Raw genomic sequence first — 17,949 nt, forward strand, 5'->3', positions numbered from 1 at the left:
ACCCCGCTCCTCAAACGCCGGAGGGGCTGGGTGTGGCGGGGGGTGTTGCTGGGGCTCCGCCCCGGACCCCGCTCCTCAAACGCCGGAGGGGCTGGATGTGGCCGGGGGTGTTGGTGGGGCTCGGCCCCAGGCCCCGCTCCTCAAGCGCCGGAGGGGCTGGGGGTGGCCGGGGTGGGAGGGGCTGGATGCGGCTGGGGGGCCGTCAGCCTTCCTCAGGGTGCCTCCGGTCCCGCCTCGCATGCCGCGGTGCCGGGCGGGGACGTGTCGGGGCGCTCCCCGCAGGGCGTTGAACGCAACCACCGCCAACGAACCGACGCAGTACCCGAACGTTCGACGCCCGAGGAGACGCCCCGGCGCGGCACCGGCCCCGCAGCCCCCGCGCACGCGACCCCCAGAAGCGACGCACACCGGACCGCCCCGAAGCCCCGCCCCCCGGCCTTTAACGTACGGGGATGATCCCTGCCCCCCGGACCATCGCAGACGGCGTCACGCTTCGCCCCGCGACCCCCGACGACGCCCGACCGCTCGCCGAAGCCCTGGCTCGCAGCCGTGAGTACATGCGCCCCTGGGAGCCGGACCGTCCCGACTCCTTCTTCACGCCCGAGGGGCAGGCCGACCGGCTTGCCGCCCGCCTCGCGGAACTCGCGGCCGGGCGCGCCGTGCCCTGGGTCCTGGCGGAGGGCGAGACCGTCATCGGCGGATTCACCCTCTCCAACATCGTCCTGGGCCCCTTCCGCAGCGCGAACCTCGGCTACTGGATCGACGTAACCCGCACCGGCCGCGGCCTCGCCACCGCCGCCGTGACCGAGGTCTGCCGCGCCGCCCGCGACGACCTCCGCCTGCACCGCGTCGAAGCCGGCACCGTCCTCGACAACGCCGCGTCCCAACGCGTCCTGCTCAAGACGGGATTCGAGGAGATCGGTATCGCCCCGGACTACCTCCACATCAACGGCGCATGGCGCGACCACAAGCTCTTCCAGCGCATCCTGCACCGGTAGGAGGGGTTCCGGCGGCCCCCGTCGCCGGGCACTCTGGGTGGGACGACACCCACCGGTAACCCCGAGGCGGTGACAGACACATGGCAGCGGGCAGCACAGGCTCGTGCGCGTTGCGGTTCGATTCCGGACGGGTCTGTCTGGACCTGGTGGCGACAGGAGCGCACAGCACCGACCAGCTATGCCACCCCGTACACCTCCGGGAGTGGCTCGTTGGCGCCAAGCTCGTCCCCGGCGAGGCGGCACTGGACGCCGTGGACGACGAGTGGGTCCGCCAATTCACCGAAGTGCGCCAGCACGTAGCGGAGTTGGCCCACGCCGCGCTCGCCGGCCGCCCCGCCCCCCACGCCCTCCACCACATCAACGCGCTTGCCGCCACCGCACCCCCCGGCGTCAGAGCCGTACGCACCAGGGACGGCGCCTGGATCAGGACCCTCAGCGGCGCCCCCGAGTGCGTACCGCTGCTCGCCGCCGTCGCCCGCGACACGGTGGACCTGCTGACCGACCCCGCCGCCCGCGCCCTGCTGCGCCAGTGCGAGGGCGACAACTGCCGCCGCCTGTACCTCGATACGTCCAGGGGCCGCCGCAGGCGCTGGTGCTCCAGCGAGGTGTGCGGCAACCGGGAACGGGTGGCCCGCCACCGCCGCCGCGCGACAGCCGCCTCCCGTACCTGAGCCCGCGCCACATCCCGCACCTCAGCCCACACCTAAGCCCGCCCCCCCCGCACCCCGCCCCCCAAAAGTTTTCCGGATCGCGTTGAGTCGATCGCCGAACCCCTGCGTAGTGATGGTGGAGGGAGCCACACAGGGTCTCGACCGGGAGGTTCGGGTGCGCGAGGATGCGGCCGTGGCCGATAGCCGTCAGCACAGGGCTCGACATCGAAGCGAGCGTCCGCGCGCCGAAAAACCGACGCCGGACGAGGAGTTGATGCGCGCGCTCTACCGCGAACACGCCGGACCGCTGCTCGCCTACGTACTCCGCCTCGTCGCCGGTGACCGCCAGCGGGCAGAGGACGTCGTACAGGAGACGCTCATCCGTGCCTGGAAGAACGCCGGTCAGCTCAACCGGGCGACCGGTTCCGTCCGCCCCTGGCTGGTGACGGTCGCACGACGCATCGTCATCGACAACCATCGCAGCCGGCAGTCCCGGCCGCAGGAGGTCGATCCGTCACCGCTGGAGGTCATGCCCGCGGAGGACGAGATCGACAAGGCGCTGTGGCTGATGACGCTCTCCGACGCGCTCGATGATTTGACTCCCGCTCACCGGGAAGCACTTGTCGAGACGTATTTCAGAGGGCGTACGGTCAACGAGGCGGCCGAAGTGCTCGGCATACCCAGCGGGACCGTCAGGTCCCGGGTCTTCTACGCACTGCGCTCCATGAAGCTCGCGCTGGAGGAACGAGGGGTGACGGCATGACGACGTACGACCGGCACTCCGAGCATGACGCCGTCGGCGCCTACGTGCTCGGCATCCTGGACGACGCGGATGCCACCGCCTTCGAGGCCCACCTGGCGTATTGCGAGTACTGCGCCGCCCAGCTCGACGACTTCGCGGGCATGGAGCCGCTGATGGCGGCCCTGGCCGAGGCCCCGGGCCCGCCCCCGCGGCTGACCGAGCCGAGCCCCCAGCTCCTCACCCGTCTCACCGACGAGGTCGCCGCGGGCCGCGCGCAGCGCCGCCGCCGCGGGTTCTACCTGGTCGCCGCCGCCGCGGTGCTGGTGGTCGGCGGTCCGACGATCGCCGTGGTGGCCACCTCGGGCAACAACGATCCGGACCGGAACATCGCCGGGGAAGCCCACCCCACGAGTCCCGCCGAGGACGCCTTCTTCAACCACATGGAGGAGAAGATCGTCGCGACCGACGCCGCCACGAAGGTCAGCGCGACGGTCGGCATGGAAAAGAAGGCGTGGGGCACCCACACCGTTCTGGAGCTCAAGAATGTCCGGGGCCCGCTGAAATGCAGCCTGATCGCGGTCTCGAAGGACGGCAGAGAAGAGACGGTGACGACCTGGGCGGTCCCCACCTGGGGATACGGCATCCCGGACAGCACGCACAAGATGGCGAAGAACCCGCTGTACGTCCACGGCGGGGCGGCGATGAACCGCAGCGAAATCGACCACTTCGAGGTCCGGACCTTCGACGGAAAGCGCCTGGTCGAGGTCGAAGCCTGACAGATCCGCACAATTACCCGCTCCTGACAGGTGCGGTCGCGGCCCCCCGTCGCGTACGGTTGACGGCTGCCCGCAGCACGTCAGAAGGGGGCCTCGGTGGCCGCGCAGGATGCCGCTGTCGATTCCGTGAATTCCGCTGCCGACTCCTCCTCGCAGGAGTCGGCACGGACCCGCGAAATCGGTGTGGAACAGGATCATCTGGATCAGGTGTACCGCCGTCTGGAGGAGAAGATCCACGAGGCGGAATTCCTCATGAACGACGCCGCGAAACGTGGCCAGGTCGGTACGCCGGGCGCGCTCGCCGAGCGGGACGCGCAGGTTTTCCGCGCCGGAATTCACCTCAACCGGCTCAACAACGAATTCGAGGACTTCCTCTTCGGACGCATCGACCTGCTCCGGGGCAAGGACGGCGAGAAGGGCCCGGACGGCGCGTTCACCTCGGTGGAGCCGGCCGAGGACGCCGTACGCCCCGACCTCACCGCGGACATCGCGGAGACGCTGCACATCGGACGCATCGGCGTACTCGACTCGGACTACAGCCCGCTGGTCATCGACTGGCGCGCCCCGGCCGCGGCGCCGTTCTACCGCTCCACGCCCAAGGAGCCGGGCCGCGTCGTACGCCGCCGGGTCATCCGCTCCAAGGGTCGCAAGGTGCTCGGCGTCGAGGACGACCTGATGCGCCCGGAGCTGACCGCCACCCTGAACGGCGAGGCACTCCCCGTCATCGGCGACGGGGCGCTCATGGCCGCCCTCGGCCAGGCCCGCAGCCACACCATGCGCGACATCGTGTCGTCCATCCAGGCCGAGCAGGACATGGTCATCCGCGCCCCCGCCGCCTCCGTCACGGAGGTCTCCGGCGGCCCCGGCACCGGCAAGACCGCCGTGGCCCTGCACCGCGCCGCGTACCTGCTGTACCAGAACCGGCGCAAGTACGCGGGCGGCATCCTCATCGTGTCCCCGACTCCGCTGCTCGTCGCGTACACCGAGGGCGTGCTGCCCTCGCTCGGTGAGGAGGGCCAGGTCGCGATCCGCGCGGTGGGCTCGCTGGTCGACGGCGCGGAGGCGTCGACGTACGACGAACCGAACATCTCCCGCATCAAGGGCTCCTCGCGCATGCTCAAGGTGCTGCGCAACGCGGCGCGCGGCGCCCTGGACGCGCCGCCCGCGCCGCCGGCCCCCGCCGAGGACGGCCAGCTCGCCTTCGGCGAGGAGGGGCAGGAACCGGAGGAGCCCCGGACCCCCACCCGCCTGCGCGTGGTCGCCTTCGGCCAGCGCGTGGAACTGGACGCCGACGAGCTGCACCGCATCCGCCACAACGTGCTCAGCGGCACCGCCCCCGTCAACCTGCTGCGCCCGCGCGCCCGCAAGCTGCTCCTGGACGCGCTGTGGTCCAGATCCAGCGGCCGGGGCAGGTACACGGACCAGGAGCTGATCGCGGAGCTCCGCTCCGGCTTCGACGAGGACATCTCGACGGAGAACGAGTTCATCGAGTTCCTCGACGCCTGGTGGCCCGAGCTCACCCCGCGCCGCGTGCTCGCCGCCATGGCCGACGAGAAGCGGCTCGGCCGCTGGGCCCGCCGGGTACTGAACCCGCGCGAGACCCGCCAGCTCGCGCGCTCCCTGCGCCGCCTGGACGCGGACGGCAACGGCCCCCTGTCCGTGCACGACGTGGCGCTCCTCGACGAGCTCAGCACGCTGCTCGGCACCCCGGCCCGCCCCAGGAAGAAGCGCGAGTACGACCCGCTCGACCAGCTCAGCGGCCTGGAGGAGCTGATGCCGCAGCGCGAGGAGACGCAGTGGGAGCGGGCCGAGCGGCTGGCGCAGGAGCGCACCGAGTACGCGCACGTGATCGTCGACGAGGCGCAGGACCTCACGCCCATGCAGTGGCGGATGGTCGGCCGCCGCGGCCGGCACGCCACCTGGACGATCGTGGGCGACGCGGCGCAGTCCTCGTGGACGGACCCGGACGAGGCGGCGGCGGCCCGCGACGAGGCACTCGGCGCCCGCCCGCGCCGCCGTTTCACGCTGACCGTGAACTACCGCAACCCGGCGGAGATCGCCGCCCTGGCGGCGAAGGTCCTGGCCCTCGCGATGCCCGGCATGGAGTCGCCCGCGGCGGTCCGCTCCACGGGCGTGGAGCCGCGTTTTGTGACCACGAACCATGAGCACAGCGGCGTCGTACGGGACAGCGACGGCGCTGCCCTCGCCCGGACCACCCGCGAGGAGGCGCAGCGCCTCCTGGACCGCGTGGACGGCACGGTCGGCGTAGTGGTCGCGATGCACCGGCGCGCGCAGGCGCGCAAGTGGCTCGCGCCGCTCGGCGAGCGGGTCGTGGCGCTCGGGAGTCTGGAGGCGAAGGGGCTGGAGTACGACGCGACAGTCGTCGTATCGCCGGCCGAGATCGCGGAGGAGTCCCCGGCCGGCCTGCGGGTGCTGTACGTGGCGCTGACGCGCGCGACGCAGCAGCTCACGGTCGTGTCGGGGGAGCGCGACAAGCCCGGCGCGGACGGGGTCCCGGCGCTGCTGAGGGGCGGACACAGCGCCTGAACCCCGGTCAACCCGCGATCGGGGAGTCACTTACCGGAGTGGTTTGTTAGCCTGGTGGTGGCACCGGCTCGATCCAAGCCCCCGGGCCCAACCTTCGTCGCTTCGAGCGACCACTTGCCGCGAGGCGAGCATGGCGGGCCGGTGCCACCCAGACCTAGTACGTACATACAAAGAAGAGGTCCGCGGAACCCTCGGGTACCGCGGGCCTCTTCTGTTTCACCTGCGGTTCTCGTATGGTGGAAAACACTTTCCGAAAACTAAATGACCGCATTACCTGCTACCCACAGGTAGGTGCGACCATCGGAAGGCGTCGCCGGGCAACAGCCACGGCCGCGTAGCAATGAAGCCAGTGAAAGCAGAGGAAGTCGGCCATGGCAACGGCGCCCAGCGTCTCGTACTCGATGACGGTCCGGCTGGAGGTCCCCGCGAGCGGGACCGCGGTCAGCCAGCTCACCACGGCCGTCGAGTCCCACGGCGGGTCGGTGACCGGCCTCGACGTGACCGCCTCCGGCCACGAGAAGCTTCGCATCGACGTCACCATCGCGGCGAGCTCGACCGCGCACGCCGACGAGATCGTCGAGGGCCTGCGCGGCATCGAGGGCGTGACCCTGGGCAAGGTCTCCGACCGTACGTTCCTGATGCACCTCGGCGGCAAGATCGAGATGGCGTCCAAGCACCCCATCCGCAACCGTGACGACCTCTCCATGATCTACACGCCGGGTGTCGCCCGCGTGTGCATGGCCATCGCCGAGAACCCCGAGGACGCCCGCCGCCTCACCATCAAGCGCAACTCCGTCGCCGTGGTGACGGACGGCTCCGCGGTGCTCGGCCTGGGCAACATCGGCCCGATGGCCGCGCTGCCCGTCATGGAGGGCAAGGCGGCCCTCTTCAAGCGCTTCGCCGGCATCGACGCGTGGCCGATCTGCCTGGACACCCAGGACACCGACGCCATTGTCGAGATCGTCAAGGCGATCGCTCCCGGCTTCGCGGGCATCAACCTCGAAGACATCTCCGCGCCCCGCTGCTTCGAGATCGAGGCCCGCCTGCGCGAGGCCCTCGACATCCCCGTCTTCCACGACGACCAGCACGGCACGGCGATTGTGGTGCTCGCCTCACTCACCAACGCGCTGCGCGTGGTCGGCAAGTCGATCGGTGACGTACGGGTCGTCATGTCCGGCGCGGGCGCGGCCGGTACGGCCATCCTCAAGCTCCTGATCGCGGCGGGCGTCAAGCACGCGGTCGTCGCCGACATCCACGGCGTGGTGCACGCGCACCGCGAGGACCTCGTCGACGCGGCCCCCGAATCGCCGCTGCGCTGGATCGCCGACAACACCAACCCGGAGGGCGTCACCGGCACCCTCAAGGAGGCCGTGGTCGACGCGGACGTCTTCATCGGCGTCTCGGCCCCCAACGTCCTGAACGGCGACGACGTCGCGGCCATGGCGGACGGCGCGATCGTGTTCGCGCTCGCGAACCCGGACCCCGAGGTCGAGCCCGCGATCGCCCGCCAGACGGCCGCCGTTGTGGCCACGGGCCGCTCCGACTTCCCGAACCAGATCAACAACGTGCTGGTCTTTCCGGGCGTCTTCCGCGGCCTCCTGGACGCCCACTCCCGTACCGTCAACACGGAGATGATGCTCGCCGCCGCGGCCGCCCTCGCGGACGTCGTCACCGAGGACGAGCTCAACGCGAACTACATCATCCCGTCGGTCTTCAACGACAAGGTGGCGGGCGCGGTGGCCGGCGCCGTCCGTACGGCGGCCAAGTCGGTGGGATCCGCTGTGACCGGTTCCACGTCCGCCTGACGTTTCCCGGCCGTCTCGGCGGATCACCCGGCGCGTCGCGGGTCGCAGGGCCTCACGGCCCCCTCTAGGGTGGCGGGCAATGAGCCCGCAGGACCCCTGCAGAGCCCTGCGGTCCGCTTCCGGCAGCGGACGGAGCGTCACCAAGTCGAGGCTGTGGCGCTTTTCGTGTGACTCCGGAGGGTGCCGGATTGGCTTTCCCGCCGCTGGTGGGGGCAGGATGCGTATTTGGGCGCGAGGGTCTGACGACAGACCCGGGTCCGGGGACTGTCCGAGGGCCCTGGCAGCATCGGCTTCGATCTCACGCCTTACAGGCAAGAAGAACACGGGAGTAACAACATGAACCGCAGTGAGCTGGTGGCCGCGCTGGCCGACCGCGCCGACGTGACCCGCAAGGACGCCGACGCCGTGCTGGCCGCTCTCGCCGAGACCGTCGGCGAGATCGTCGCCAAGGGCGACGAGAAGGTCACCATCCCCGGCTTCCTGACCTTCGAGCGCACCCACCGTGCCGCTCGCACCGCTCGTAACCCGCAGACCGGCGACCCGATCCAGATCCCGGCCGGCTACAGCGTGAAGGTCTCCGCGGGCTCCAAGCTCAAGGAAGCCGCCAAGGGCAAGTAACACCCAGGGCAGACCCGAAGGGGGCGGTCATCCGGAATACGCCGGGTGGCCGCCCCCTTCGGCGTACTCACGCACGTGTACCGCCGGTGGAGGCCCGCGACGGGCCCGCGGGCCCCAGGGGGCCGGGTTCCTCGCCGTACCCCCGCAGAAGGCCGCTCACGGCCTCCTCCGGCCTCCGTAAAAGACGGACGGGATTCACAGGTTTGCACGCCGGGAAACTGGTAAGGCGCGCCTTCGCCGAATCAGCGACCCTGGAGCAGACCCGTGCGCGAAGCAAACCCGGCCCGGCCGAGCCGTTCCCTCCTCCTGGTGGGCGCGGCGCTCCTGACGGCGACGCTCGCCGCCAGCATCGGAACGGCGCCGTCCTCGGCCGGCGCCGACGGCCAGGCGTCGAAGAGCGCCTCGGTGTCCGCGGAAGAGGACTGATCCCCCCGAGGAACGGGCACAGCGAAAGGGGCGGCCACCCGGTGATCCGGACGGCCGCCCCTTCGGCGTATCGATACGTCAGACGAGCGCGCCGCCCGGCAGCTCGACTTTCGCGCCGAGCTCCACGAGCTTCTCCATGAAGTTCTCGTAGCCGCGGTTGATCAGGTCGATGCCGTGGACACGGGACGTGCCCTGGGCCGCGAGGGCCGCGATCAGGTACGAGAAGCCGCCGCGCAGGTCGGGGATGACCAGATCCGCGCCCTGGAGCTTCGTCGGGCCGCTGACGACCGCCGAGTGCAGGAAGTTGCGCTGGCCGAAGCGGCAGTCGGAGCCGCCGAGGCACTCGCGGTAGAGCTGGATGTGCGCGCCCATCTGGTTCAGCGCGGAGGTGAAGCCCAGGCGCGACTCGTACACCGTCTCGTGGACGATGGACAGGCCGGACGCCTGCGTCAGGGCGACGACCAGCGGCTGCTGCCAGTCGGTCTGGAAACCGGGGTGTACGTCGGTCTCCAGGGCGATCGCGTTGAGCGGGCCGCCCGGGTGCCAGAAGCGGATGCCCTCGTCGTCGATCTCGAAGGCGCCGCCGACCCGGCGGTAGGTGTTCAGGAAGGTCATCATCGAGCGCTGCTGGGCGCCGCGCACGTAGATGTTGCCCTCGGTGGCGAGCGCCGCCGACGCCCAGGAGGCCGCCTCCAGGCGGTCCGGGAGCGCGCGGTGGTTGTAGCCGCCGAGCGAGTCGACACCGGTGATCCGGATGGTCCGGTCGGTGTCCATGGAGATGATCGCGCCCATCTTCTGCAGTACGCAGATGAGGTCCTCGATCTCCGGCTCCACGGCCGCGTTCGACAGCTCGGTGACGCCCTCGGCCAGTACGGCCGTCAGGAGCACCTGCTCCGTCGAGCCGACCGACGGGTACGGCAGCCGGATCTTGCAGCCGCGCAGCCGCTGCGGGGCCTCCAGGTACTGGCCGTCCGCGCGCTTCTCGATCGTCGCGCCGAACTGCCGCAGCACCTCGAAGTGGAAGTCGATCGGCCGGCCGCCGATGTCGCAGCCGCCCAGGCCCGGAATGAAGGCGTGGCCGAGCCGGTGCAGCAGCGGGCCGCAGAACAGGATCGGGATGCGCGAGGAGCCGGCGTGCGCGTCGATGTCGGCGACGTTGGCGGACTCGACGTGGGACGGGTCGAGGATCAGCTCGCCCGGCTCCTCGCCGGGGCGCACCGTCACGCCGTGCAGCTGGAGCAGTCCGCGTACGACGCGCACGTCACGGATGTCGGGCACGTTGCGCAGTCGGCTCGGTCCGCTGCCGAGGAGCGCGGCGACCATCGCCTTCGGCACCAGGTTCTTCGCGCCGCGGACGCGGATCTCGCCCTCGAGCGGGGTGCCGCCGTGGACGAGCAGTACATCTTCAGTGCCGGTCATGGATCTCGCGTTCCGGAGTGGTCGGACAGGTGGCCAGAGAAAAGAGTAAGGGGCGACTACCCCTGTGCCATAAGGCCAAGCGGGCTTCGCGTATGTCATGAATCAGACACAACACGCTCCGCACAGCAGCCTCTGCGGAGTGTGACGTTCCGGGGGTGCGCGCTCCCGTTGCCGCAGTGCGCCCTGAGCTGCGCGGCCTTGCACTGAGCCGTCCGCTCCCCCAGGAGGGCGAATGTGCGGGATCATGTCTGGCATGACGGAGGTGTCCTCGCTCACAGGACGGCTGCTGGTGGCCAGCCCGGCCCTCGCGGACCCGAATTTCGACCGCGCGGTGGTGCTCCTCATCGACCACGACGAGGAGGGCTCGCTCGGCGTCGTCCTCAACCGCCCGACGCCCGTGGGTGTCGGCGACATCCTGCTGCCCTGGGCGGGCCTCGCGGGCGATCCGGGCGTCGTCTTCCAGGGCGGCCCCGTCTCGCTCGACTCCGCGCTCGGCGTCGCGGTGATCCCCGGCGACGAGGGCCCCCTGGGCTGGCGGCGCGTGTACGGCGCGATCGGCCTCGTCGACCTGGAGGCCCCGCCGGAACTCCTCGCGGCCGCGCTCGGCTCGCTGCGGATCTTCGCCGGGTACTCGGGGTGGGGCCCCGGCCAGCTGGAGGAGGAACTCAAGACCGGCGCCTGGTACGTCGTGGAGTCGGAGCCCGGCGACGTGTCGTCCCCGGAGCCGGAGAGCCTGTGGCGGGCCGTACTGCGCAGGCAGCGCAGCAAACTCGCGATGATCGCCACGTATCCGGACGATCCGAGCCTCAACTGAACGGTCCGGGGGTGGGTACCCTTGGACGCCATGAGCACTCTTGAGCCCGAGCCCGAGCGCGGGGCAGGTACGGGGACCCTCGTCGAGCCGACGCCGCAGACCTCGCGCGGCGACGGAGACCACGAGCGGTACGCCCATTACGTCCAGAAGGACAAGATCATGGCGAGCGCCCTCGACGGTACGCCCGTCGTCGCGCTCTGCGGCAAGGTCTGGGTTCCGGGCCGCGACCCGAAGAAGTATCCGGTCTGCCCCATGTGCAAGGAGATCTTCGAGTCTCTCGGCGCGGGTGGCGACAAGGACAAGGGTGGCAAGGGCGGCAAGGACAGCAGCGGCAAGAAGTAGCGGTAAGCGGTAGTACGGGGCCGGCCCCCGCGGTGCGCATCGGCGCGCCGCGGGGGCCGTTCGCGTTGCACAGGGTGCTCCGGCCGGTCACAAGGTGGTGGAGAGGTGGTACAGACCTCTTGTCGGCTCGTGGCGGCCGATCTAGATTCCTGCCTGTTGTGCAGCGCGAAACCGACGTTGCGTATGTTGCAACGCAGACTCACAGGAGTCCGGATGAAGCTCTCTGCCCGAATCGCCGTGCCCACGGCCGGCTTCGTACTGGCCGGCCTGGCCGGTCTCACCGCCACCGGCTGCGCCCCGCAGACCTCCGACAACAGCGCGAAGAAGGACGAGAAGAGCGGCACGCTGCGCGTCTGGCTCTTCCGGGAAGTCAGCAACGAGCCCAAGCAGAAGGTCGTGGACCGCGCCGTCGACGCCTTCCGCGCGCGGCACCAGGACGCCGACGTCGAGATCGAGTACATACCGGTCGAGACCCGCGCCCAGAAGATCAAGGCCGCGTTCAACGACCCGAAGAGCGCCCCCGACCTGATCGAGTACGGCAACACCGACACCGCCGGTTACGTCAAGGACGGCGGACTCGCAGACGTCACCGCCGACTTCGAGGCCTGGGCCGAAGCCAAGGACACCGACCCCGCGGCCAAGCAGTCGGTGACCGTCGGCGGCAAGGTCTACGGCGCCCCGCTCTTCGTCGGCGTACGCGCCCTCTACTACCGCACCGACGTCTTCAAGGACCTGGGACTCAGGCCGCCCACCTCGCAGGCCGAACTCGTCACCACCGCGAAGAAGATCCGCAAGGCGAAGCCGGCCATGTACGGGCTCGCGGTCGGCGGCGCGTACACGTACGGCGCGCTGCCGTTCATCTGGGCCAACGGCGGGGAACTCGCCGAGGAGAGCGGCGGAACGTACACCTCCGCCATCGCCAGCCCGGCCGCCCAGAAGGGCATCAAGGCGTACACCTCGCTCTTCGGCCCCGACAACTGCCCGGCTGCCAAGTGCGCGGAGATGGGCGGCAACGACACCGTCACCGCCTTCGCGTCCGGCAGGGCGGGCATGGCCATCGGCGGGGACTTCAGCCATGCCGCCGTCGAGGCGGGCAAGGTGAAGGGCAAGTACGCGGTGGTGCCGCTGCCCGGCGTCAGGGCGGGCGAGATCGCGCCGGCGTTCGCGGGCGGCAACAACATCGGCGTACTGAAGAGCAGTTCGCACCGCACGCTGGCAGTCGGCCTGATGAAGCAGCTGACCGGGAAGAAGACCCAGGAGGAACTCTTCGACGCGATGGGGTTCCTGCCGACGTACACCGACGTGCGCGAGACGGCGGCGAAGAAGCAGCCCTTCGTCGAGCCCTTCATCAAGACGCTCGCGGCGGGCGCCAAGGCGGCTCCGGCCTCCCCCGGCTGGGCGCAGATCGACTCCTCCCTTGTGCTGCCGACGATGTTCCAGGAAGTCGTCAGCGGACGTAAGGACGTGGCGGCGGCCTCCGGCGACGCGGCGAAGAAGATGAACGACGCGTTCGGCGCGGCGCGTTGAGCGGTATGAACGCGACCGCACGGCGTGGCAGCGGCTGGACGCCGTGGCTCTACCTCGCGCCCGCCCTGGTCGTACTGGCCGGCCTGCTGGTCTATCCCCTCTACCAGCTCGGCCTCATCTCCTTCCTGGAGTACACGCAGGCGCAGGTCAGCGGCGGTGAGCCGACGACCTTCAAGGGGCTGGGGAACTACGCCACGCTCTTCGGCGACCCGCAGTTCTGGCAGGTGCTCCTCGCGACCGTCGTCTTCGCGGCGGCCTGCGTGCTCGCCACACTGTCGCTCGGCTGCGCACTCGCCGTACTCCTGACACGGATACGGGCCGTCCCGCGACTCGCACTCATGATGGCCGCGCTCGGCGCGTGGGCCACTCCGGCGATCACCGGGTCCACCGTCTGGGTGTTTCTCTTCGACCCCGACTTCGGCCCCGTCAACAAACTCCTCGGCCTTGGCGACCACTCGTGGACGTACGGCCGCTACAGCGCCTTCGCGCTCGTACTCCTCGAAGTCGTGTGGTGTTCCTTCCCGTTCGTGATGGTGACCGTGTACGCGGGCATCCGGGCGATCCCGGCGGAGGTGCTGGAGGCGGCGTCCCTCGACGGGGCCTCACGGTGGCGGATCTGGCGGTCGGTCATGGCGCCGATGCTCCGGCCCATCCTGGTGGTCGTCACCATCCAGTCGGTCATCTGGGACTTCAAGATCTTCACCCAGATCTACGTCATGACCAACGGCGGCGGCATCGCCGGCCAGAACCTCGTCCTCAACGTCTACGCCTACCAAAAGGCCTTCGCGTCCTCGCAGTACAGCCTCGGCTCGGCGATCGGCGTCGTCATGCTGCTGATTCTGCTCTCCGTCACCCTCGTCCACCTGCGGCTGCTGCGACGCCAGGGAGAAGAGCTGTGACCTTCGTACGCCGTCCCTGGCGCCTCGCGGCGGAGGTATCGGCCCTCCTCATCGCCCTGGCCGTGGCTTTCCCGCTCTACTGGATGGTGCTTTCCGCCTTCAAACCGGCGGGCGAGATCCAGTCGGCCGAGGCCAGGCCGTGGACACTTTCACCGTCGCTCGACTCCTTCCGGCGCGTCTTCGAACAGCAGGAATTCGGCCGCTATTTCCTCAACAGCCTGGTGGTCGCCTCCATCGTCGTGATCGCTTCCGCGCTGATCGCATTCCTGGCGGCGACAGCGGTCACCCGCTTCCGCTTCACGTTCCGCACCACACTTCTGATCATGTTCCTGGTGGCCCAGATGGTGCCGGTCGAGGCGCTGACGATCCCGCTCTTCTTCCTGATGAGGGACCTCGGACAGCTCAATACGCTCGGCTCGCTGATCCTGCCGCACATCGCCTTCTCGCTGCCCTTCGCGGTGTGGATGCTGCGCGGCTTCGTGAAGGCCGTTCCCGAGGCGCTGGAGGAGGCGGCGTACATCGACGGGGCGAGCCGCACCCGCTTCCTGTGGCAGATCCTTTTCCCGCTGGTCTTCCCCGGCCTGGTCGCGACCAGCGTCTTCTCCTTCATCTCCACCTGGAACGACTTCCTCTTCGCCAAGTCCTTCATCATCAGCGACACCTCGCAGTCGACACTTCCGATGGCACTGCTGGTTTTCTTCAAGCCCGAGGAGAATGACTGGGGCGGGATCATGGCAGCGTCGACGGTGATGACCGTCCCGGTGCTGGTCTTCTTCGTACTCGTACAGCGACGCCTGGTCTCCGGTCTGGGCGGAGCGGTTAAGGACTGACGCCATGCTCGATCTGGTACCTGCTCCCGGAGCCGCGGCCTGGGCGCCCCCGCCCCAGGGCCACTACCCCCTCGGCCACGACACCGCCCTGTTCGCCCGCCCCGGCACCGAGGGCGTGGCCCGCTGGCTGCGCGCCACGGTCGGCGCCGCCACCGGACTGCCCCTGCCCGACGGCACCGACAACGACACCGAACGCGACAGCGGCAGCAACCGCGTCGAACTGCGGATCGACCCCGAGGTCGGCCAGGAACTCGGCCCCGAGGGCTACCGCCTCGTCGTCGACGGCTACCTCGTCCTCATCGAGGGCGGAAGCGCGGCGGGCGTCTTCTGGGGCGCCCAGACCCTGCGCCAACTGCTCGGCCCGGAAGCTTTCCGGCGGGCGCCCATCGACCCGGCCCGCCAGTGGTCCGTACCGATGGTGGCCATCGAGGACAAGCCGCGCTTCGCCTGGCGCGGCCTGATGCTCGACGTGTCACGCCACTTCATGCCCAAGGACGGCGTGCTGCGCTATCTGGACCTGCTCGCCGCGCACAAGCTCAACGTCTTCCACTTCCACCTCACCGACGACCAGGGCTGGCGCATCGAGATCAAGCGCCACCCGAAACTGACGGAGACCGGCGCGTGGCGGGCGCGCACCAAATGGGGCCACCTGGCGTCGGACCTGTGGACCGAGGCACCGCACGGCGGTTACTACACGCAGGACGACATCCGGGAGATCGTCGCGTACGCCGCCGAGCGGCATATCACCGTCGTTCCCGAGATCGACATTCCGGGCCACGCGCAGGCCGCCATCGCCGCGTATCCGGAACTGGGCAACACAGACCTCACCCACACAACACCCACCCCCCTCTCCGTCTGGGACACCTGGGGCATTAACCAGAACGTACTCGCCCCCACTGACAACACCCTCCGCTTCTTCGAGGGCGTCTTCGAGGAAGTACTGGCCCTCTTCCCTTCATCCTTCATCCACATCGGCGGCGACGAGGCACCGAAAGACCAGTGGCGGCAATCCCCGGCCGCCCAGGCCCGTATCAAGGAATTCAACCTGGCCGACGAGGAAGAGCTCCAGTCCTGGTTCATCCGGCACTTCGACACCTGGCTCACCGAACGCGGCCGCCGCCTCATCGGCTGGGACGAAATCCTCGAAGGCGGACTGGCGCCGGGAGCGGCCGTTTCGTCCTGGCGCGGTTACGCGGGCGGAATCGCCGCCGCCAGAGCGGGCCACGACGTCGTCATGTGCCCCAAGCAGCAGGTGTACTTGGACTACCGCCAGGACGGTGGCCCGGACGAACCGATGCCCATCGGGTACGTACGCACGCTGGAGGACGTCTACCGCTTCGAGCCGGTACCGCCGGAGCTCACACCCGAGGAAGCCCGGCACATCCTGGGCACCCAGGCCAACGTCTGGACCGAGGTGATGGAGAACCAGAGCCGCGTCGACTACCAGACGTTCCCCCGCCTGGCCGCCTTCGCCGAGGTCGCCTGGGCCGACCTGCCGGCACCCGCCGAACGCGACTTCGCCGGTTTCGAGGAGCGAATGCGTGTGCACTACAAACGGCTTGACGCGCTGGGTGTCGACTACCGGCCGCCGGGCGGCCCGTTGCCGTGGCAGAAGCGCCCCGCCCCCGACGGCAGTCCGGCGACTCTCGGACGCCCGATCGAGGGGTCGCCCCCAAACGTGTGAGCCTCGGAGCAAGGAGCGTGCCGCACTGTGCCGGGCCTGGGACCGTGGAGACGCCCCGGCTCGGCATAAGTCTTAAGTAATACAAGAGCGGCTGAAGACAGCAATTCGCCCTGACCGCCCACGAAGTACGAAAGCGGACCAATGCCCTGGCCGGGGACGAGGGTCCCCTAGTGGACCCTCGCGTCGGCCGGTTCGCAAGATGTGCCAGAGTTGCCTCGTCCGGGCTGTGAGCACGTACCGTACGGCGCAACAGGCGGGACAGCCGGGACACCGGGAAGGGGCAGCTGGGTTGACCACGCACGCACCGCAGGCGGCGCAGTCCGTGACGCTCCCGGCCTCGCTCGACGAGGCCGTGGCGGCGCTCACCGCCATGCCTGCCGCCGTGCCCGTCGCGGGCGGTACGGACCTGATGGCGTCCGTGAACTCCGGGCAACTGCGGCCCGCCGCCCTGGTCGGGCTCGGCCGGATCAGCGAGATCAGGGGCTGGCAGTACCAGGACGGAAACGCGCTGCTCGGCGCCGGCCTCACGCACGCCCGGATGGGACGGCCCGACTTCGCGGCCCTCATCCCGGCCCTCGCGGCGGCCGCGCGCGCCGCCGGCCCGCCCCAGATCCGTAACGCCGGGACGCTCGGCGGCAACATCGTCACCGCCGCGCCCACCGGCGACACCCTGCCCGTGCTGGCCGCGATGGAAGCGACGCTGGTGATCGCGGGCCCCGGCGGAGCACGCCGCGAGACGCCCGTCTCCCACCTCCTCGCCGGCCGCGACATGCTCGGCGCCGGCGAGCTGATCGGCTTCGTGCGCGTACCCCTCCTGCACGCCCCCCAGGTCTTCTTCAAGGCCACCGGCCGCACCGGCCCCGGCCGCGCCACCGCGTCCGTCGCCCTGGTCCTCGACCCGGCGCGGCGCGAGGTGCGGTGCGCGGTGGGTGCCATCGCGCCGATGCCGCTGCGGCCCCTGGAGGCGGAGCGCTGGATCGCCTCGCTGATCGAATGGGACGCGGACCGCAAGCTGGCGCCGGACGCGTGCGCGGCGTTCGGCGAGTACGTCGCAGCCGCCTGCATCCCGGACCCGGCTCCGGACGGAACGCAAGCCGCTGTGCCGCTGCCACCCGCCGTACTGCACCTGCGGCGCACGGTCGCCGCGCTGGCCCGACGAGCGCTGGGGAGGGCACTGTCGTGAGCGAGAACGAGAACCCCGGAACGCCGAACCCCGGTCGCTGGCAGCCGACCCCGCAGGGCGGCGAGTACGACGCGGAGGCCACGGCGTTCGTACACCTGCCCGAGGGCATGACGGACTTCGGCGCGTACGGCGACCCGCTGGCGGCGCCCGGCCACGATTACGCACCGCCGCAGGGCGAGATGCGCTGGCCGGAACCGCACAGCGCGCAGCCGCACGACGCGGGGGCCACGGGCCAGTGGAACTTCGAGACGGCTCCCGAGCCGACGCCACCCGTGGCGTCCGAACTCACCGGCCAGTGGACGATCCCGGTGGCGGACGGCGACCTCCCGGACGAATCGGGCGAGTTCACGACCTCGGCCCTGGCGTCCCACTGGGGCACCGCCCCGGCGACCCTGCCGGGCGGCGCGGCGGCCCCCTGGGCGAACACGTCCGAAGCGAGCCAGACCCTGCCAGGCGGCGCCCCCGCACCCTGGGCGCAAGCGTACGAGCCCGCACAGACCCAGCCCCCCGGCCTCATCCAGGACTTCGAGCCCGAGCCCCCTGCCCAGGACGCGCCCGCCCCCGCTCAGCAGCCAACGCTGCCGGAAGGGGACATGCCGGGGCCCTCCCCGGACGTTGAACACCCGGCGGCAGCCCACCCCCCGGCCCAGGACGCGCCCGCCCCCGCCCAGCAGCCAACGCTGCCGGGA

Annotated in this window: 16 protein-coding genes and 1 pseudogene; 16 read left to right on the forward strand and 1 reads right to left on the reverse strand. The window is 70.4% G+C overall.

The genetic code is table 11. The features are described from left to right. Positions 1-452: 452 nt before the first annotated feature. The 8 genes from G412_RS0130340 to G412_RS39960 all read left to right on the forward strand — a co-directional run bounded on the left by G412_RS0130340 (position 453) and on the right by G412_RS39960 (position 8,562). Entirely contained in the window at positions 453-998 is a 546-nt protein-coding gene (locus G412_RS0130340; protein ID WP_028815320.1) for a GNAT family N-acetyltransferase, read from the forward strand. Between the two features lie 80 nt (positions 999-1,078). Further along, positions 1,079-1,669 (forward strand): CGNR zinc finger domain-containing protein, encoded by a 591-nt coding sequence (locus tag G412_RS36750; RefSeq protein WP_037650393.1) that lies wholly within the window; start codon positions 1,079-1,081, stop codon positions 1,667-1,669. A gap of 112 nt (positions 1,670-1,781) precedes the next feature. Further along, positions 1,782-2,411 carry a sigma-70 family RNA polymerase sigma factor gene (locus G412_RS0130350; RefSeq protein ID WP_208857959.1) on the forward strand — a complete coding sequence of 210 codons (630 nt, stop codon included), beginning with the start codon at positions 1,782-1,784 and terminating at the stop codon, positions 2,409-2,411. After that, positions 2,408-3,166, forward strand: coding sequence for an anti-sigma factor family protein (locus G412_RS0130355; protein WP_028815322.1), 759 nt, complete (start codon positions 2,408-2,410; stop codon positions 3,164-3,166). Before G412_RS0130350 ends, G412_RS0130355 begins: the two co-directional genes overlap by 4 nt. Before the next feature lie 96 nt (positions 3,167-3,262). After that, on the forward strand, positions 3,263-5,713 hold the full coding sequence (locus G412_RS0130360) for a HelD family protein (RefSeq protein ID WP_028815323.1): 2,451 nt from the start codon (positions 3,263-3,265) through the stop codon (positions 5,711-5,713). Between the two features lie 371 nt (positions 5,714-6,084). Further along, entirely contained in the window at positions 6,085-7,518 is a 1,434-nt protein-coding gene (locus G412_RS0130365; protein ID WP_028815324.1) for an NAD-dependent malic enzyme, read from the forward strand. Between the two features lie 336 nt (positions 7,519-7,854). Then, entirely contained in the window at positions 7,855-8,136 is a 282-nt protein-coding gene (locus tag G412_RS0130370) for an HU family DNA-binding protein (RefSeq protein ID WP_028815325.1), read from the forward strand. A 264-nt stretch (positions 8,137-8,400) separates the two neighbouring features. After that, positions 8,401-8,562: a hypothetical protein gene (locus tag G412_RS39960; protein ID WP_157839207.1), complete on the forward strand. Its 162-nt coding sequence runs from the start codon at positions 8,401-8,403 to the stop codon at positions 8,560-8,562. 78 nt (positions 8,563-8,640) lie between these two features. On the opposite strand, the gene murA is transcribed toward G412_RS39960, so the two are convergent. Next, positions 8,641-9,981 carry a UDP-N-acetylglucosamine 1-carboxyvinyltransferase gene (gene murA / locus G412_RS0130380; protein ID WP_028815326.1) on the reverse strand — a complete coding sequence of 447 codons (1,341 nt, stop codon included), beginning with the start codon at positions 9,979-9,981 and terminating at the stop codon, positions 8,641-8,643. Positions 9,982-10,234: 253 nt separating this feature from the next. Here murA and G412_RS0130385 point away from each other — a divergent pair, with 253 nt between their 5' ends. The 8 genes and pseudogenes from G412_RS0130385 to G412_RS0130420 form a co-directional block, all read left to right on the forward strand. Continuing rightward, positions 10,235-10,795, forward strand: coding sequence for a YqgE/AlgH family protein (locus G412_RS0130385; RefSeq protein ID WP_028815327.1), 561 nt, complete (start codon positions 10,235-10,237; stop codon positions 10,793-10,795). 30 nt (positions 10,796-10,825) lie between these two features. Continuing rightward, positions 10,826-11,137 carry a DUF3039 domain-containing protein gene (locus G412_RS0130390; protein WP_028815328.1) on the forward strand — a complete coding sequence of 104 codons (312 nt, stop codon included), beginning with the start codon at positions 10,826-10,828 and terminating at the stop codon, positions 11,135-11,137. A 213-nt stretch (positions 11,138-11,350) separates the two neighbouring features. After that, positions 11,351-12,664, forward strand: coding sequence for an extracellular solute-binding protein (locus G412_RS0130395; RefSeq protein WP_028815329.1), 1,314 nt, complete (start codon positions 11,351-11,353; stop codon positions 12,662-12,664). 5 nt (positions 12,665-12,669) lie between these two features. Continuing rightward, entirely contained in the window at positions 12,670-13,563 is an 894-nt protein-coding gene (locus G412_RS0130400; protein ID WP_037650396.1) for a carbohydrate ABC transporter permease, read from the forward strand. Continuing rightward, on the forward strand, positions 13,560-14,393 hold the full coding sequence (locus G412_RS0130405; RefSeq protein ID WP_028815331.1) for a carbohydrate ABC transporter permease: 834 nt from the start codon (positions 13,560-13,562) through the stop codon (positions 14,391-14,393). Before G412_RS0130400 ends, G412_RS0130405 begins: the two co-directional genes overlap by 4 nt. A gap of 4 nt (positions 14,394-14,397) precedes the next feature. Then, a complete protein-coding gene (locus G412_RS0130410; protein ID WP_028815332.1) occupies positions 14,398-16,077 on the forward strand; it encodes a beta-N-acetylhexosaminidase in 1,680 nt (559 codons plus the stop codon). Between the two features lie 289 nt (positions 16,078-16,366). Then, positions 16,367-17,260 (forward strand): FAD binding domain-containing protein, encoded by an 894-nt coding sequence (locus G412_RS0130415; RefSeq protein WP_028815333.1) that lies wholly within the window; start codon positions 16,367-16,369, stop codon positions 17,258-17,260. After that, positions 17,257-17,949: pseudogene (locus tag G412_RS0130420) on the forward strand ((2Fe-2S)-binding protein); the annotation flags it as partial. The gene G412_RS0130415 and the pseudogene G412_RS0130420, both read left to right, overlap by 4 nt.

Origin of the sequence: Streptomyces flavidovirens DSM 40150, from assembly GCF_000429085.1 — a bacterium.
Classification (GTDB): Bacteria; Actinomycetota; Actinomycetes; order Streptomycetales; family Streptomycetaceae; genus Streptomyces; species Streptomyces flavidovirens.

What these genes read in the sequence shown, in the direction of transcription:
- G412_RS0130340 (WP_028815320.1), top strand. Translation starts at nt 453, where the DNA reads ATGATCCCTGCCCCCCGGACCATCGCAGACGGCGTCACGCTTCGCCCC.
- G412_RS36750 (WP_037650393.1), top strand. Translation starts at nt 1,079, where the DNA reads ATGGCAGCGGGCAGCACAGGCTCGTGCGCGTTGCGGTTCGATTCCGGA.
- G412_RS0130350 (WP_208857959.1), top strand. Translation starts at nt 1,782, where the DNA reads ATGGTGGAGGGAGCCACACAGGGTCTCGACCGGGAGGTTCGGGTGCGC.
- G412_RS0130355 (WP_028815322.1), top strand. Translation starts at nt 2,408, where the DNA reads ATGACGACGTACGACCGGCACTCCGAGCATGACGCCGTCGGCGCCTAC.
- G412_RS0130365 (WP_028815324.1), top strand. Translation starts at nt 6,085, where the DNA reads ATGGCAACGGCGCCCAGCGTCTCGTACTCGATGACGGTCCGGCTGGAG.
- G412_RS0130370 (WP_028815325.1), top strand. Translation starts at nt 7,855, where the DNA reads ATGAACCGCAGTGAGCTGGTGGCCGCGCTGGCCGACCGCGCCGACGTG.
- murA (WP_028815326.1), bottom strand. Translation starts at nt 9,981, where the DNA reads ATGACCGGCACTGAAGATGTACTGCTCGTCCACGGCGGCACCCCGCTC.
- G412_RS0130385 (WP_028815327.1), top strand. Translation starts at nt 10,235, where the DNA reads ATGACGGAGGTGTCCTCGCTCACAGGACGGCTGCTGGTGGCCAGCCCG.
- G412_RS0130390 (WP_028815328.1), top strand. Translation starts at nt 10,826, where the DNA reads ATGAGCACTCTTGAGCCCGAGCCCGAGCGCGGGGCAGGTACGGGGACC.
- G412_RS0130395 (WP_028815329.1), top strand. Translation starts at nt 11,351, where the DNA reads ATGAAGCTCTCTGCCCGAATCGCCGTGCCCACGGCCGGCTTCGTACTG.
- G412_RS0130400 (WP_037650396.1), top strand. Translation starts at nt 12,670, where the DNA reads ATGAACGCGACCGCACGGCGTGGCAGCGGCTGGACGCCGTGGCTCTAC.
- G412_RS0130410 (WP_028815332.1), top strand. Translation starts at nt 14,398, where the DNA reads ATGCTCGATCTGGTACCTGCTCCCGGAGCCGCGGCCTGGGCGCCCCCG.